Annotated in this window: 15 protein-coding genes and 1 tRNA gene; 4 read left to right on the top strand and 12 right to left on the bottom strand. The window is 29.5% G+C overall.

Translation table 11 applies throughout. The features are described 5' to 3' along the window. Nucleotides 1–7: 7 nt before the first annotated feature. The 9 genes from rpoB to rpmG form a co-directional block, all read right to left on the bottom strand. The gene (gene rpoB, locus QZ288_RS02815) at nt 8–3,529 is read right to left on the bottom strand and encodes a DNA-directed RNA polymerase subunit beta (protein ID WP_295154735.1); all 3,522 of its coding nucleotides are present in this window, start codon (nt 3,527–3,529) and stop codon (nt 8–10) included. Nucleotides 3,530–3,659: 130 nt separating this feature from the next. Continuing rightward, on the bottom strand, nt 3,660–4,043 hold the full coding sequence (gene rplL, locus QZ288_RS02810) for a 50S ribosomal protein L7/L12 (protein WP_295154733.1): 384 nt from the start codon (nt 4,041–4,043) through the stop codon (nt 3,660–3,662). 60 nt (nt 4,044–4,103) lie between these two features. Then, a complete protein-coding gene (rplJ, locus tag QZ288_RS02805; protein WP_295154731.1) occupies nt 4,104–4,628 on the bottom strand; it encodes a 50S ribosomal protein L10 in 525 nt (174 codons plus the stop codon). Between the two features lie 103 nt (nt 4,629–4,731). Continuing rightward, nucleotides 4,732–5,433 (bottom strand): 50S ribosomal protein L1, encoded by a 702-nt coding sequence (gene rplA, locus QZ288_RS02800; protein WP_295154729.1) that lies wholly within the window; start codon nt 5,431–5,433, stop codon nt 4,732–4,734. Nucleotides 5,434–5,507: 74 nt separating this feature from the next. Next, complete coding sequence (gene rplK / locus QZ288_RS02795) at nt 5,508–5,930, bottom strand: 50S ribosomal protein L11 (protein WP_295154727.1); 423 nt, start codon at nt 5,928–5,930, stop codon at nt 5,508–5,510. 83 nt (nt 5,931–6,013) lie between these two features. After that, nucleotides 6,014–6,601 carry a transcription termination/antitermination protein NusG gene (nusG, locus tag QZ288_RS02790; RefSeq protein WP_295154725.1) on the bottom strand — a complete coding sequence of 196 codons (588 nt, stop codon included), beginning with the start codon at nt 6,599–6,601 and terminating at the stop codon, nt 6,014–6,016. 6 nt (nt 6,602–6,607) lie between these two features. Beyond that, nucleotides 6,608–6,928 carry a preprotein translocase subunit SecE gene (gene secE, locus QZ288_RS02785; protein WP_295154723.1) on the bottom strand — a complete coding sequence of 107 codons (321 nt, stop codon included), beginning with the start codon at nt 6,926–6,928 and terminating at the stop codon, nt 6,608–6,610. A 41-nt stretch (nt 6,929–6,969) separates the two neighbouring features. Continuing rightward, nucleotides 6,970–7,042: transfer RNA gene (locus tag QZ288_RS02780), tRNA-Trp, on the bottom strand. Between the two features lie 35 nt (nt 7,043–7,077). Beyond that, a complete protein-coding gene (gene rpmG, locus QZ288_RS02775; protein WP_008723772.1) occupies nt 7,078–7,254 on the bottom strand; it encodes a 50S ribosomal protein L33 in 177 nt (58 codons plus the stop codon). 632 nt (nt 7,255–7,886) lie between these two features. Here rpmG and QZ288_RS02770 point away from each other — a divergent pair. Both QZ288_RS02770 and QZ288_RS02765 read left to right on the top strand, forming a co-directional pair. Then, a complete protein-coding gene (locus QZ288_RS02770; RefSeq protein ID WP_295154715.1) occupies nt 7,887–8,246 on the top strand; it encodes a CidA/LrgA family protein in 360 nt (119 codons plus the stop codon). 85 nt (nt 8,247–8,331) lie between these two features. Continuing rightward, nucleotides 8,332–9,042, top strand: a complete 711-nt coding sequence (locus QZ288_RS02765; RefSeq protein WP_295154713.1) for an LrgB family protein — start codon at nt 8,332–8,334, stop codon at nt 9,040–9,042. Here QZ288_RS02765 and QZ288_RS02760 read toward each other — a convergent pair whose 3' ends face one another. The 3 genes from QZ288_RS02760 to rbsK all read right to left on the bottom strand — a co-directional run bounded on the left by QZ288_RS02760 (nt 9,043) and on the right by rbsK (nt 10,722). Beyond that, nucleotides 9,043–9,456, bottom strand: coding sequence for a hypothetical protein (locus tag QZ288_RS02760; protein ID WP_295154711.1), 414 nt, complete (start codon nt 9,454–9,456; stop codon nt 9,043–9,045). Nucleotides 9,457–9,464: 8 nt separating this feature from the next. Beyond that, nucleotides 9,465–9,692: a hypothetical protein gene (locus QZ288_RS02755; protein ID WP_295154709.1), complete on the bottom strand. Its 228-nt coding sequence runs from the start codon at nt 9,690–9,692 to the stop codon at nt 9,465–9,467. A 142-nt stretch (nt 9,693–9,834) separates the two neighbouring features. After that, on the bottom strand, nt 9,835–10,722 hold the full coding sequence (gene rbsK / locus QZ288_RS02750) for a ribokinase (RefSeq protein WP_295154707.1): 888 nt from the start codon (nt 10,720–10,722) through the stop codon (nt 9,835–9,837). A gap of 297 nt (nt 10,723–11,019) precedes the next feature. Here rbsK and QZ288_RS02745 point away from each other — a divergent pair, with 297 nt between their 5' ends. Continuing rightward, the gene (locus QZ288_RS02745; protein WP_295154705.1) at nt 11,020–13,446 is read left to right on the top strand and encodes a hypothetical protein; all 2,427 of its coding nucleotides are present in this window, start codon (nt 11,020–11,022) and stop codon (nt 13,444–13,446) included. A 197-nt stretch (nt 13,447–13,643) separates the two neighbouring features. After that, nucleotides 13,644–15,230: a DUF262 domain-containing HNH endonuclease family protein gene (locus tag QZ288_RS02740; protein WP_295154704.1), complete on the top strand. Its 1,587-nt coding sequence runs from the start codon at nt 13,644–13,646 to the stop codon at nt 15,228–15,230. Nucleotides 15,231–15,491: the final 261 nt, after the last annotated feature.

The raw sequence follows: 15,491 nt of genomic DNA, 5'->3' as shown, positions 1-15,491 counted from the left end.
CTCCTAATTATTTAAAAATCTTGGTTTGCTTTTTAGCTTTTTGTCTAAGTTCTTTTTCACTAGAAGGCAGCTGATTGCCGTCTTCATCGTGAATAGTAATATTAAGCCCCAAACCTCTAAGTTCCTGAACTAATACATTAAAGCTCTCTGGTATGCCCGGAGAGGATATAACATCTCCTTTAACAATAGATTCGTATATTCTAGCACGTCCTGTCATATCATCTGATTTAACAGTTAAAAACTCCTGAAGCATATTAGCAGCTCCATAAGCCTCTAATGCCCAAACTTCCATCTCTCCCAATCTCTGACCTCCGAATTGAGATTTACCTCCAAGAGGCTGCTGAGTAACAAGCGAGTAAGGACCTGTACTTCTTGCATGCACCTTATCTTCAACTAAGTGATTAAGCTTAAGCATATACATATATCCGACAGCTACATCATTTTTGAAAGGTTCTCCTGTTCTTCCGTCATAAAGTCTGACTTTACCATTAGGATTCATACCGCTTGCAATGAAAGCCTCTCTCAAAGCATCTTCTTTAGGACCTTCAAATACAGGACATGCATATTTTAATCCCATTTTATGACCGGACCAGCCTAAAAGCATCTCAATTACCTGCCCGATATTCATACGGGAAGGTACTCCTAAAGGATTAAGACATATATCCACAGGCGTACCGTCTTCTAAGAAAGGCATATCCTCTATAGGCATAATTCTAGCAACAACTCCTTTATTGCCATGCCTTCCTGCCATTTTATCTCCTTCCTGTATTATACGCTTTTTAGCAACAAATACTTTTACTACTTCCTCTACACCCGGCTTTAATTCATCTCCGTTTTCTCTGCTGTAAACCCTAACATCTATGACAGTACCTTCTTTACCATGAGGCAATCTCAAAGAAGAATCTTTTACATCTCTTGCCTTTTCTCCGAATATTGAATGAAGAAGTCTGTATTCAGGAGTAATTTCTGTTTCTCCTTTCGGAGTTACTTTACCAACTAATATATCTCCAGCTTTTACCTTAGCACCTATTCTTACAATACCCCTCTCATCTAAATTTTTGAAAGCTGATTCTGATACATTAGGTATATCTCTAGTAATATTTTCTCTGTCTAATTTAGTTTCTCTGGCTTCTGTTGAAAACTCTTCTATATGTATAGAAGTAAATACATCTTCCTGAACTAGTCTTTTACTTAAAAGTATAGCATCTTCAAAGTTATATCCCTCAAAAATCATAAATGCAGCAAGTACATTTCTTCCTAAAGCAAGCTCTCCATGATCTGTAGCAGGACCGTCAGCTAAAAGCCCTCCAGCCTTAACCATATCTCCTACATTTACTACAGGTCTTTGATGATAATTAGTATCTTGGTTAGTTCTCTGATATTTTACTAATTCATAAACATCAAGATCATCATCGCTATTTTGCTTAGTAGGTTTTATAACTATTTCATTATGAACAACTTTAATAACTTTACCAGCTCTTTTAGCATGAACAGCAATACCAGTGCCAGGCTGACAAATTTTAGCCTCTACTCCTGTACCTACTATAGGAGCTTCGGGATATAAAAGAGGAACACTCTGACGCTGCATGTTTGAACCCATCAAGGCTCTGTTAGCATCATCATGCTCTAAAAATGGTATCAAAGAACTTGATAATGATACTATCTGCTGAGGGGAAACATCCATATACTGCACTTGATCAGGCGAAGAATATGGAAATTCGCTTCTAAATCTTGTTGATATAAGATTATCTTTAAAAGTTCCGTCTTCATTTAAAGGAGCATTAGCATCTGCTATATGATATTTTTCCTCATCATGAGCGGTTAAATATTCTATTTCATCTGTCACCTTTCCGTCAATAACTTTTCTATATGGTGTCTCTAAAAAGCCATGCTTATTTATTTTAGCATAAGTAGCTAGAGAAACTATAAGTCCGATATTAGGACCTTCAGGAGTTTCAATAGGACAAATTTTACCATAATGAGTATGATGAACATCCCTTACTTCAAATCCTGCTCTATCTCTTGTAAGTCCTCCCTGCCCTAAAGCATTTAATCTTCTTTTATGAGTAATTTCTGATAAAGGATTATTCTGATCCATAAACTGAGACAGCTGATTTGTACCAAAGAATTCCTTTATAACAGCCTGTATAAGCTTAATACTTACAAGAGACTGAGGAGTTACGGCATCCATATCCTGCATCTGCATTCTTTCTCTTGCTATACGCTCCATTCTGGTAAATCCTGCTTTTATTTGTATGGATAATAATTCTCCTACACTTCTTACGCGTCTGTTTCCTAAATGGTCAATATCATCTAACTGCTCTTCATTTATAAATACTTTTATTAAAAAACGAATCGTTTCTATTATATCTTTATGTCTTAAAACTTTATCATTCTCGCTTTCAGGAAAATTTAATCTTTTATTTAATTTATAGCGTCCTACATCTCCTAAAGCATAAGATTTAGGATCAAATACCAAATCATTACAAGTTCTTACAACATTTTCTATTAAAGCAGGCTCTCCAGGTCTTATAACATTATAGATTTTAGTGCAGGCTTCTTCCTGATTTTTAGTAGTATCCTTATCTAAAGTATTAATTATAGTAACATTATCCTTTATTGCTTCCATATTTAATACAGATATCTCTTTAATTCCGCTCATTAAAAGTCTTTCAGCAAGGTTAGTATTTATAAGTTCGCCCGGATTCAATATAATTTCATCAGGGTTTTCTGTATCAAATACTGTAGAATAAGAGCGTCTGCCTATCAAAGCATCTTTTTTCTCTTCATCTGAAAGCTTTTCTAATGATATATTATCTACTTCATAAAATAATTTCAAAATTTCTTCATTAGTTGTGATTCCTATAGCTCTTAAAAATACGGTAACAGGAAGTTTTTTCTTTCTGTCAATTCTGACATACATTATATCTTTTTTAGTATCAAGCTCAAATTCCAGCCAAGTACCTCTGTCTGGAATTATTTTTGCTACAAACATAGCATCTCTGTCGCTTCTATTAAAAACAACACCCGGAGATCTATGAATCTGCGAAACTATAACCCGTTCAGCACCATTAACAATAAATGTACCTCTGTCAGTCATAGCTGGTATATCACCCACAAATATTTCCTGTTCTATGATTCTCTCAGGGTCTCTTACTGTTAATTGCACCTTTATTTTAAAAGGATAAGCATAAGTTTTATCTCTTCTTCTAGCCTCTTTTTCTGTAATTTTAGGCTCTCCTATAGAATAAGATATAAACTCTATCTGCATTTTTTCATTAGATGCCACTATAGGAAATATAGAAGTTAATACTTCCTGCAATCCTTCATTTTTTCTTTTATTTTCAGGTATATCTTTCTGAAGAAAACTTTCATAAGATTCTTTCTGTATAGCGAGAAGATCAGGAGGTTCTATTACAGAAACAGCACGTGAAAAATTCACGCGTCCATTTTCTATCCTATATTTTTTAGCGAACTCTACCCCTCGTTCAAAATATACTTTATTATCTATCTGAATATTATTAGACATATTAAAAGATCTCCGCATTTACGCTTTTATTTTTTTGACTTGATTATATACACTAATAAGAAGGGTAGAAATAATCATACCCTCCTTAAATATGAACCATTAATAATTAATGATATGTTTACAAAAATAATTATTTAACTTCAACTTTACCGCCTGCTGCTTCTAATTGTTTCTTAATAGCTGCAGCTTCTTCTTTAGAAACGCCTGATTTGATAGTTTCTCCGCCTTTTTCAACAGCATCTTTAGCTTCTTTCAAACCTAAACCGCTAACTGCTCTAACTTCTTTAATAAGGGCAATTTTCTGAGCTGCATCAAAACCTGTAAGAATGATATCAAATTCATTTTTTTCTTCTTCTGCAGGAGCTGCCGCACCGCCTGCAGGAGCTGCTGCTACTGCAACAGGCATAGCTGCTGTTACATTAAATTTTTCTTTAATAGCTTCTACTAATTCGTGAAGCTCTATAACTTTCATTTCTTCTATTGCTTGTAATATTTCTTCTTTACTTAAAGCCATTTTTTATCTCCTTAAAATTTGTTTAATAATTTTCTTTAATTTTAATAAATAATCAGTATATTAAGCTGATTTTTTCTTTTCTTCTTCAACACTGTCAAGCACATAAGCAAGTTCTGATATAATACTCTGCAAGCTGTTTGCAAAACTTGATATAGGAGACTCGAGTGCTGTAACAAGATGAGAAAGCAAAACCTCTCTCGGCGGAATATTAGCTACTACCTGAACATCTGCAGGGTTAAGCAAATCTTCGCCCATATAGCCGCCTTTGATTTTGATTTTATCATTTTTCTTAGCTGCTTCGCTTATCACTTTAGCTGCACTAGGTACATCTTCCTTAGCAAATACTACAGCTGTAGGATTAATAAACATCTCATCTTTTACTTCTCTGCCTAACTCTTTTAAAGCTATATCCACTAAAGAGTTTTTACATATTTTCATTGAGGAAGAAGTCTTTGCTAATTCTCTTCTTAAATCCGTAAGCTGTGCTACTGTTGTTCCTCTATAATCAAAGAATACCAAACCTGCACATGCTCCCATAGATTCTTTAAGCAATGATACCGTTTCAATGTTTTTCTTATTAGGCATAATACCACCTCTATTATATTAAACTACTTTGATAATACTATTCATATAATGGGATCACAAAATATGACTTCGCTTAAACAAAATAAGTTTATTACTAAATTAATTACATTTTTATTCTTTTATGATCTATTTTTATACCAACACCCATTGTAGATGTTACACCTATAGCTTTAATATATTCGCCTTTTAAATCTGTAGGTTTTTTTCTTAAAATTTCTTCATAGAATGTTTTGAAATTCTCATTTAATTTACTAACATCCATAGAAGCTTTTCCAATACCCATTCTTACTATACCGTTTTTATCGGCTCTGTATTCCATTCTTCCAGCCTTAAAGCTTTTTACTGCCTGAGCTATATCAAGAGTAACTGTTCCTGTTTTAGGGTTAGGCATAAGTCCTTTTCTTCCAAGAATCTGCCCCAATTTACCCACTTCCTTCATCAAATCAGGAGTAGAAATAGCAACATCAAAGTCAGTATATCCCCCTTTAATCTTATCAATCAAATCTTCAAAACCAACTTCTAAAGCTCCGGCATTTTTTGCCTCATCAGCTTTTTCGCCCTGAGCAAATACTACTACTCTCTTTTCTTTACCAAATGCATTTGGAAATGATAAAGTATCTCTTATTGAGTGCTTAGGCAATATATTGAGATTTATTGTTACCTCAATAGTTTCATCAAATTTACAGGTAGCATTTTTTTTAGCTAAATCAATAGCTTCTTCTACTGAATAGAGTTTTAATTTCTCTACTTGCTTTCTTAGAGCGTCGTAACGTTTGCCGCCTATTTTTTTCTCTTTTGTAGCCATAATTATTTTCTTCCTTTTTTTACTTTCAAACGTTTACTTCCATTTAATCATATAAATAAATGGTGTGCTTATTATTATTCTACTTTAATACCCATAGCACGGGCTGTACCCGCAACTATTTTCTTTGCTGCTTCTATATCATTAGCTGACATATAAGCCATTTTCTCCTGAGCTATTTCTTCAAGCTGCTTTTGATTGATTGAAGCAACTTTTTCTTTATTAGGAGCTCCTGAACCCTTTTCAATACCTAATTTTTTCTTGATTAATGCAGAAGTAGATGTTCCTTTAGTAACAAATGTATAAGTTTTATCTTCATACACTGTTATATAAGTATTCAATAGCTGACCTTTCATCTTGGAAGTTTTAGCATTAAAATCCTTAACGAAAGCGGCTATTTGTATCTGCTTCTGACCCAATGCAGGTCCTAATGGCGGAGCAGGTGTTGCCTCTCCTCCGGGTATGCGGACCTTTACAATACCAACTACTTTTTTAGCCATTTTACTACCTCTTGATTTAATTTTATTTTTTATATTTAATTAAATTTTATATTCATAAATTAAATTTTATATTATTAAAATTTTTACAGCTTTTTCACCTTATTAAATTCTAATTCTGTAGGAGTACTTCTTCCAAATATCTCTATTTTTACTGTAACTTTACCCTTATCAGCATTAATATTTTCTATAATACCATTAAGCCCATTGAAAGGTCCGTCTATAACCTGAACCTTCTCTCCTATATCAAATTCCATTCCTATAATTTCATTAATACCAGTCTTGGATTTCTCTTCTCTATTTTCAAATATGCGGGCTACATCAGATTCACTCAAAGGAGTAGGAATAATATTACCCTCCTCTTTAGTTGTAGCATGACTTCCTATAAATCCTGCAACTCCGGGAGTTCTTCTTACCATCGACTGAGTTGCATCATTCATTATCATCTTCACCAAAACATAACCCGGATAAAAAAACTCCTCTTTTGAAACCTTTTTACCGTTTTTGGTAGAAGTTACCGTTTCTGAAGGTATATATATATCAACTATTAAATCTGTCATTCCATTTTCTTTGGCTCTTTTTTCTATACGCTCGCGGACTTTATTCTCATAACCGTGCTGAGTATGAACTATATACCATTTATAATCTTTCATATCAGATATTTCTTCAGACATATCTTATCACCTATTATACCTATTTTTTCTCATATAACGAATAGCAAAATATACAATAAAAAGCAGTATTACAGCAATCAATAAAACTAATGTAATTTTAGAAGATATTAAGCTACTCAAAACAGAACCGTCTAATAAAGCTCTTATCAAGAATGTTACAGCATAATCAATAGCTCCCAAAAAAGCCGATGCTAAAATAAGCAGTATTATAACAATAACTGTTTGATTTATAACATCCTGACGAGTAGGCCAAACACTTCTTTCAAAAAGCTCTTTTTTTATCTCTTTAAAAGAATCTATTATATTATTTTTCTTTTTATCAGCCATAAAACTTACCCTAAATTATATTATCATAACAAAAAAATAATCAGGTCAGACAGGAATCGAACCCGCAACATTCGGTTTTGGAGACCGATGCTCTACCAATTGAACTACTGACCCAGAAATTTATAAATACTCTTAAATTTAAGAATTATTTATCTTGATACTTTTAATTCCTTATGAATTGTATGCTTCTTATCATGAGGGCAGTATTTTTTAAGTTCTAATTTCTCAGGAACATTTTGTTTATTTTTAGTTGTTATATAATTTTTTCTTTTACATTCTGTACATTGAAGATGTATTTGCTCAGTTTTTACTTTAGCACCTGCCATTTTTTGCTCCTTAAATATATCTTAAACAGATTTTAAGATAACCTATAATTTACAAGGTATGCTATTATATAGCTAAATAAATTTTATGTCAAGAAAAAACTAAATAAAATATATAATCTTTTAATAAACTTTATTATATTTTTACAAATTATTATTATTTATTATTGCCAGCGATAAACTCACTTTAAACTAGCTTATAACTTCCTTCGTCAGTTATAAGCTGTTCGTTTATCTTTATTGTTGCTAGCGATAAACTCGCTTAATAATAGCTGGCAACTGCCTTATGTCAGTTGCCAGCTGCTCGTTTATCGCTTTAAAAAATTTTTATTTTCTATCATTGCTAATAAAAATTGTTCGTTAATTTTTCCTGCCATTCTATGAATGTCAGACGCTCATAATTTTTATATTTAGCTTTCTAGCATTTAAAAAATTTTATTTTATATCATTACTAATAAAAATTGTTCGTTAATCTTTCCTGCCATTCTACGAATGTCAGGCACTCACAATTTTTATGATATAAGTTATTAGCTATTATAAAGCAAGTTTATCTATAACAATAATAATAAATTATTATTTATTGCTATTGAAAAACAAAAGCTTTATATATATAATACAAACAAAAAGGCATAAAAATGAAGCTAATAAAACAGTTCGCTGTAATATTTTCAATATACTCAATATCAGATATTTTTAGCAAAGTATTTAAACTGCCTATACCCGGAAATGTTATAGGCATGATATTTTTGTTTATTCTGCTTCTTATGGGAATAATAAAAGAAAATCATATAGATGATGCAGGAAATATACTTATAAATAATATGGCATTATTATTTATACCCGGTACTTTAGCTATAATAGACGAATATAAATATGTTAAAGATGAGATTATACCTTTTGCTGTAATATGCTTGTTTATGGGAATAATTATTATGATAACTACAGGAATATCAGCACAGTTTTTTGAAAAATTATTATCAAAGTTTAGAAAATAAGCATATTTAATTGAGTAAGCTGAAACTTTGATTACCTTTGTTTACACTAATGGAGGCGAACTTAATAATAATAAGGACATTAAAAATGAAAGAATTATTTATACAAAATCCTATAATACCAATAGCTATAACATTAATAGCATATATAATATCATATACTATATATATAAAAACAAAATTTCCTATTTTAACACCATTAGTCACTAGTGTAATACTAGTAGGTTTTTCTCTATATTTTATGCAGGTTCCGTATTCAGTTTATAATGAAAGCGGAGGAAAGTTTGTAAATGCTATGGTAGGACCTGCAACAGTTGTTTTAGCTCTTCCTATATATAGAAATCTGCCTATACTTAAAGCAAATTTAGCTGTAATACTCATAAGCATAGCAATAGGAAGTTCTATAGGCATAATAGGAATATTTGTATCGGCAAAATTAATGGGAATATCTGAAGCTTTATTTCCATCTTTACTTACAAAATCTGTTACAACTGCGATTGCTGTAGATATAACTGCCAATATGGGAGGAATAAAATCAATTACTGTTTTATCTGTTACAATATCTGGAATGATAGGAGCAATTACAGCACCTTATATATGTAAAATATGTAAGATAAAATCTCCTTTAGCTATAGGGCTTGCAATAGGCACATCTTCGCATGCTGTAGGAACAAGCAAGGCTATAGAAATAGGAGAAACTGAGGGTGCTATGTCAGGACTTGCAATAGGAATAGCAGGGGCTTTAACTGTTGTACTTCTTCCTATACTATATAAAATGCTTTTAGCAATATGGAATTAATTATCTTATTATAGATTCCATTATATTAATAATATCATTATTCTTAAAATATACGCTGAATATATTTTCATTATCTCCGCAGTCAACTTTTGATTCTATACTGCTGTCTTCATTGATTTTTATTAATATTTTATATATCTCTAAATTATCATACCAATTATCATCTACATCTATAAACATAAAATCGCCGTATGCTGTTTTAAGTTTATCTTTAGAATCTGATAATAGATTAATATGCTCTTTCAAATCTTTAATAATATCTTCTAATTTCAAAACCTTATGAACACCTATATCAAATAAACTTTCCAATTCCTTTCCAAAAATTTTCATAGGCTTGAATATTTTATATAATTTCCAATCATCTTCAACTATATTAGCATCTTCCACATCCGTTAAATCTTCTATATTTATCATAACAATTCCTAATTTACTTTTTTATTAAAAAAATAAAACGAAGAAAATACAATACCGAAAAATAACATAGCACTATAAAAAATACCTTCTGTATCTGCATCATATTTAATACTGTAAACTATTTCATTTTCTTTTCTAAATGGAGTGGGCTTACTGTCGCCGTCAGGTCCTTTGCATTCCTGTTCTGAAAATAAGACTAAAAGCATAAATGAAAGCATAAATAAATATTTTTTCATAAAATTAATCTCTTCTTTTTTAAATAAGAATTATAATTTTTAGTATATTAAAAAAAATTAATAAGTCAATATATATTTAAGCTATATTATATGTATAGCTTAATTACAAAATAAAAAACTGATTTTTATTTTTTTTAATAAATTACTGCCATTTATTATTTATTACTTCATCATAGCTTGGTATAGAATCTACAGCCCCTTTTCTTGTTACAGTTATATTAGAAACTTTAATAGCAAAAGATACTGCTTCATCTATATCTCTATCATCTGCAAGCATTCTAACTAAACCGCCTAAAAAACTATCTCCTGCAGCAGTGGTGTCAATAACATCAACATTATAGGCATCAAAATGTTTTCTAATTATTGTATTATTATCTTTCTTTATAAAATCACATCCCTTAGCACCTAAAGTTAATATTATACTTTTTACACCGCATTCAAATATATATTCTATACTGCCTATAATATCTATTTCCATCTCATTAGGTATCAATATATCCACATAGCTTAAAAACTCTTTATCAAGATTAACAGCAGGAGAAGGATTTAACACAACTGTTTTATTAAGTTTTTTAGAAATACAAGCCGCATATTTAGCTATTTCTAATGGTATTTCAAGCTGCATAACAATAATATCATATTGTTTTAATAATTCTTCATTTATATCATCTTTATTAATATGGCTATTAGCACCTTGAACTACTATTATATTATTATCCCCATTATCTGCAACAGTTATAAAAGCAATTCCTGTAGAAACATTTTTCTTTATTAATAAATTGCTAATATCTACATTATTACTATATAAACTATCTGATAAATCTTTACCAAAAGCATCATCTCCTACAGCACCAAGTATACTGACATTTCCGCCTAATTTGGCTATAGCAGATGCCTGATTTGCTCCTTTTCCTCCATTTCCTGTATTAAAATTTCTGCCGAGTATTGTTTCGCCTTCTTTAGGAAACCTTGAGGCTCTGACTACCAAATCTTTATTTATACTTCCTATTACCAAAATTTTTTTGCTCATAAATTAAACTCTGCAATAATTAAAATCTGCAATCTATAAAAAATATTAATTATAATCTGAATATTAATATTTTTAGAATATTATTTTTTTTTAATATTATTCTTTTATTAGAGAAACTTCTGCATTTTTTTGACAAAAATACTATTTCTAAACTCTATAATTTTTTAGCTTATATAATTCTAATATATGTTCATATTTATATCAATACAAATTACTTTTTATTAAAAAGCATAGTATAACAGCTTATTGCAAAGATAAAATATTGACATTTAAAATAAATTCAAATATTATAAATTTATGGCTTATAGTAATAGTATCAGAGAAGAAGAATTAAAAAATAAAATAGCTAGAGATTATTTTCACTCTTTCGATAATACTCAAATCATAGAAGAGATTGATTTTAGTATCGCTCCGAAAAAAGAAGCGGATAAAAAGGAAACAGAATATTTTTTGTGGGCGGAAGCTAAAAAAGGAAATAAAAATGATATTTATGAATCCTTTGTGCAGCTTATACTCACTATCGGAAAAAAAAGAGTATTTGATAAACATTTGCCGCCGCCTTTCTTGGGTGCTTTTGATGCTGAGAAAATCGCTTTTATTCAGTATTATAAAGTGCTTGATGTATTTAATCAAAATGATTTTAATTGGAATGTAACCCCTTCTGACCATGAGTCTAAAGAGTTTAAACAGCTTTATAAATTAGTAGAAAATACTTTGAAAAATGAAAGCTGTATTTATAAATTTGATGATGATGAGAGGGAATTAAAAGAGTTTATAAGGGCTAATTTTATAGCGGGTAAAAACTCGTTATCGAAAGTGCAGATTGATAAAAATAATTTTGTTAATATATATTCAAAGTGGCTTAATGCGGTAAAAGAATCTATATCTGTGGATTGGGATAGGGCTAAAAGTTTTGGTATAATAGATGCCGATTTTTATTTGGCGGATTTACTAAGCGAGAATAATTTAACATTAAAAGAAAAACTATATGTAATACTAAAAACTGACCATTATGAGCTTGACAGAAAAATAGACGATATGGGGCTTGCATCGAGTAAGGAAGCGTATTTTTATGATAAGCAGAAGGCACATAATGAGTTTTGGAAGAGGTATCAAAGACCGCCTAAAAGTGAGTATTGGGATTATATAATAGAGAGGCGGGATTTACTTGTGCCGCAGGATATAAGAGAGCGAAAGGGGTCGTTTTTCACGCCGCAGATATGGGTTGAGAAGAGTCAGGAATATATAGCGGAAGTATTGGGGGAGAATTGGCAGGAGGAATATTATATATGGGACTGTGCGGCCGGCACGGGGAATTTGCTTGCGGGGCTTACGAATAAATATAACATATGGGCATCTACTTTGGACAAGGCAGATGTAGAGATAATGAAAGAGCGAGTGAAGAATGGCGCGAACTTGCTAGAGAATCATATATTTCAATTTGACTTTTTGAATGACGAGTTTGATAAGCTTCCAGAAGATTTGAGGCGAATAGTAGAAGATGAAGAGAGTAGGAAGAAATTAGTAATCTATATCAACCCACCTTACGCCGAGGCTGGAAATAAAAAGAAAATGTCAGCAACAGGAGAGCATAAAGATAAAGTTTCTACTGACAACAATACATATATAAAATATAAAAAGCTACTTAGTAAAGCAAGTAATGAGATATTTGCACAATTTTTTATAAGAGTTTATAAAGAAATTCCTAATTGCGTGTTAGCTTCTTTTGCTACATTAAAATATATTAATTCTACTAATTTTGTAAAATTTAGAGAAGTTTTTGAAGCGAAATTTTTAAATGGTTTTATGGTGCCAGCTTATACTTTTGATAATGTTAATGGACAATTTCCTATAGGCTTTATGATTTGGGATACTTCTAAAAAAGAAAAGATAAAAGAAATAAGATTGGAAATTTTTAATGATGAAGAAAATAAAATAGGTGTAAGAAATTTTTATACAAATGAAAAAAATATTAATACTTGGATAGACTTTTACAAATTATTATCAGGCGAAATTAATCTTGGTATTATAGTTGGAGATAGTCCAGATTTTCAAACGAATAATTTTGTAAACATTTCAAATATGAAACCAGAAAGACATGGAAAAATTATGCCTGTAAATGTAAATAATATCATATATATGTGTATATATTTTTCAGTGCGTCATTGTATTGAGCATACTTGGATTAATCACAACGACCAATTTTTTTATCCTAATGACTCTTGGGAAGAAGATACAGAATTCAAAAATGATTGTTTAGCTTTTACGCTTTTCCACTCTAAAAACAGAATTTCTTCAGAGCACGGCGTTAATCATTGGATACCGTTCACTGAAGCTGAAGTTGATGCAAAAGATTCTTTCTCTTCGCATTTCATGACTGATTTCCTATCAGGTAAAATCAAAAGCAGTAATAGTGCAGGCGATTTATTTACTAATAGTACAAAATCTTCAAAGCCTTTGAAATTTTCAAAAGAGGCTAAGGCGGTTTTTAAGGCTGGTTTGGAACTATGGAAGTATTATCATTCTTTCGATCTCATCAATGTTAATGCGTCCTACTATGACATACGTGCGTTTTTCCAAAAATTTAACGATAAGGGGCGTATGAATCCTACTTCCAAAGATGAGACTTACAATTCTTTACTTTCCGAACTCAAATCTAATCTTGACGTTCTTGCTAAAAAGATTGCTGTTAAGGTGTATGAGCATGGATTTTTGAAGGAATAACTACTCTATTAAAGTAAAGCAAATTATTATTGTTCTTTTTTGCTTGCCCAAAAAAATAACCAAAAGATATTAATAATATTAGCATTCGGACTATTAGCCATTGTTTACAATTTTTTAATTCGTATTATATATTGTTGATGATTTATATATTTGGGTTATAATTTAAGAAATAATATATTAAAGTTGGAGTTTTATATATGGAAGTAATTAAAGCAAATCCAGAATCTGTTAGCGAAATTTTTGATAAAATATATGTAATACCAGAATATCAAAGACCATATTCTTGGGACGAAGAAAAATGTGAAGATTTATGGAACGATGTGAAGGGACAATATGAAGAAGATAAAGAAAATGAATATTTTTTAGGTACGATGGTTCTAATAAAAAAAGATAATATTTTTGAAGTTATAGATGGTCAACAAAGATTAACTTCTTTAATGCTTTTATTAAGAGCTTTATATGAGCATCATCAATTTAAAGGTATAGAAAGAAAAATGTATATATTTGATAGTTTAAGTGATGATGTAGATAAAAGTAAAATAAAAATAGAATCAAGAGTAATTGAACAAAATAAAGAAGATTTATACAAAATAATATCTGGAGATGATGCTAGTCTAGATTCTAAAAATATATTTAAATTAAATTATGAACTTTTAAAAAAAGAAATAAAAGAATGGAAAAAAAATAATAATTTAGAAGATTTCACTCGTTTTTTACTAAATAATGTCAAAATTTTACCAATAGATTGCGGTACAGAAGAAAATGCTTTAAAAATATTCCAAACTTTAAATAATAGAGGAACTCCTTTAAATGATTCAGATATATTTAAATCTCATATATATAATAGTCTAAATACCAAAGAAAAAAAAGATGATTTTATAAACTTTTGGAATAATGATATTAACTCTTCCTATGATTGGTATTTCAGAATATATATGCATATTTTAAGAGCTAAGGAAGGAATACAAGATAATGAAATAAATTTGAGAAAATTTTTTAAAGATAAAATAAAAAAAAATAATGTTGAAAACATAATAGAAGATATAAAAAAAATTTTATTAATAGATAGTTATAATAATGAAATGATAGATAAATATATAAGTTTGATACGGGCTTATCCTGTAGATATAATTGTACATGTATATTATGTATTTATGTATAAATACTCACATTTAAACCATAATGGATATTTAGAATTAGTTGATAAAGATTTAAATAGTTTAAAAAATATATTAATAGATTTAATAAAATATGTATATGTAAAGGGTATAATATACAGAACAGCAAATTCAATAAAGCATGATATATATAAAGCCTATGTTAATATAATGCAGAAAAAAGTAAAAAATATATTTCCAAACATTCAAAAAGAAAAAAATAAATTTATTGATAGTTTATCTAGTTTAACAAATAGAGATAAATATACAAAATCAATACTATTTTTATATCATAATTTAAATGAAAAACAAAATTACATAAACTTTGATTACAATAAATTACATATAGAACATATCTTACCTAAAGCATACCAAAATTACGATAATTGGAATAAAGAAGAGTATGATTCACATTTAAATAGTTTAGGAAATTTAACACTTCTTGAAAAGAAAAATAATATTAAAGCAAAAAATGAATTTTTTGATAAAAAGAAAGAAATATATAAAAATTCTGAAATTATAGATGTACAAAAAGAATTATGCAAATTAAAAAAATGGACTCCGAAAGAATGCAGTAAAAGATTTAATGATATAAAAGACAGATTAATATATTTCTTATTTAATTAATATGCATTTTATTTATTATAGCTCGGTGCAGACTGTTCAGGCATTTAGTAAATTTTCAAAAGGGGCTTGAAAACTTAATCTTTTTATAAAAATAGTAAGATTGATATTAAACTGTATGAGTATATTTTTTGAAAGAATAGACTGCTATACTAAATCAAAATATTATACTTTTTATTATCATAATATTTTGTATTTTTTTAGCTTAATATATTAGGCATACAGATTTTTTATGTATAATATAGTACTATCTCAATATAGTTA

Source organism: uncultured Brachyspira sp. (genome assembly GCF_910578695.1).
Classification (GTDB): domain Bacteria; phylum Spirochaetota; class Brachyspiria; order Brachyspirales; family Brachyspiraceae; genus Brachyspira.
This window is presented reverse-complemented; position numbering and strand designations above follow the sequence as displayed.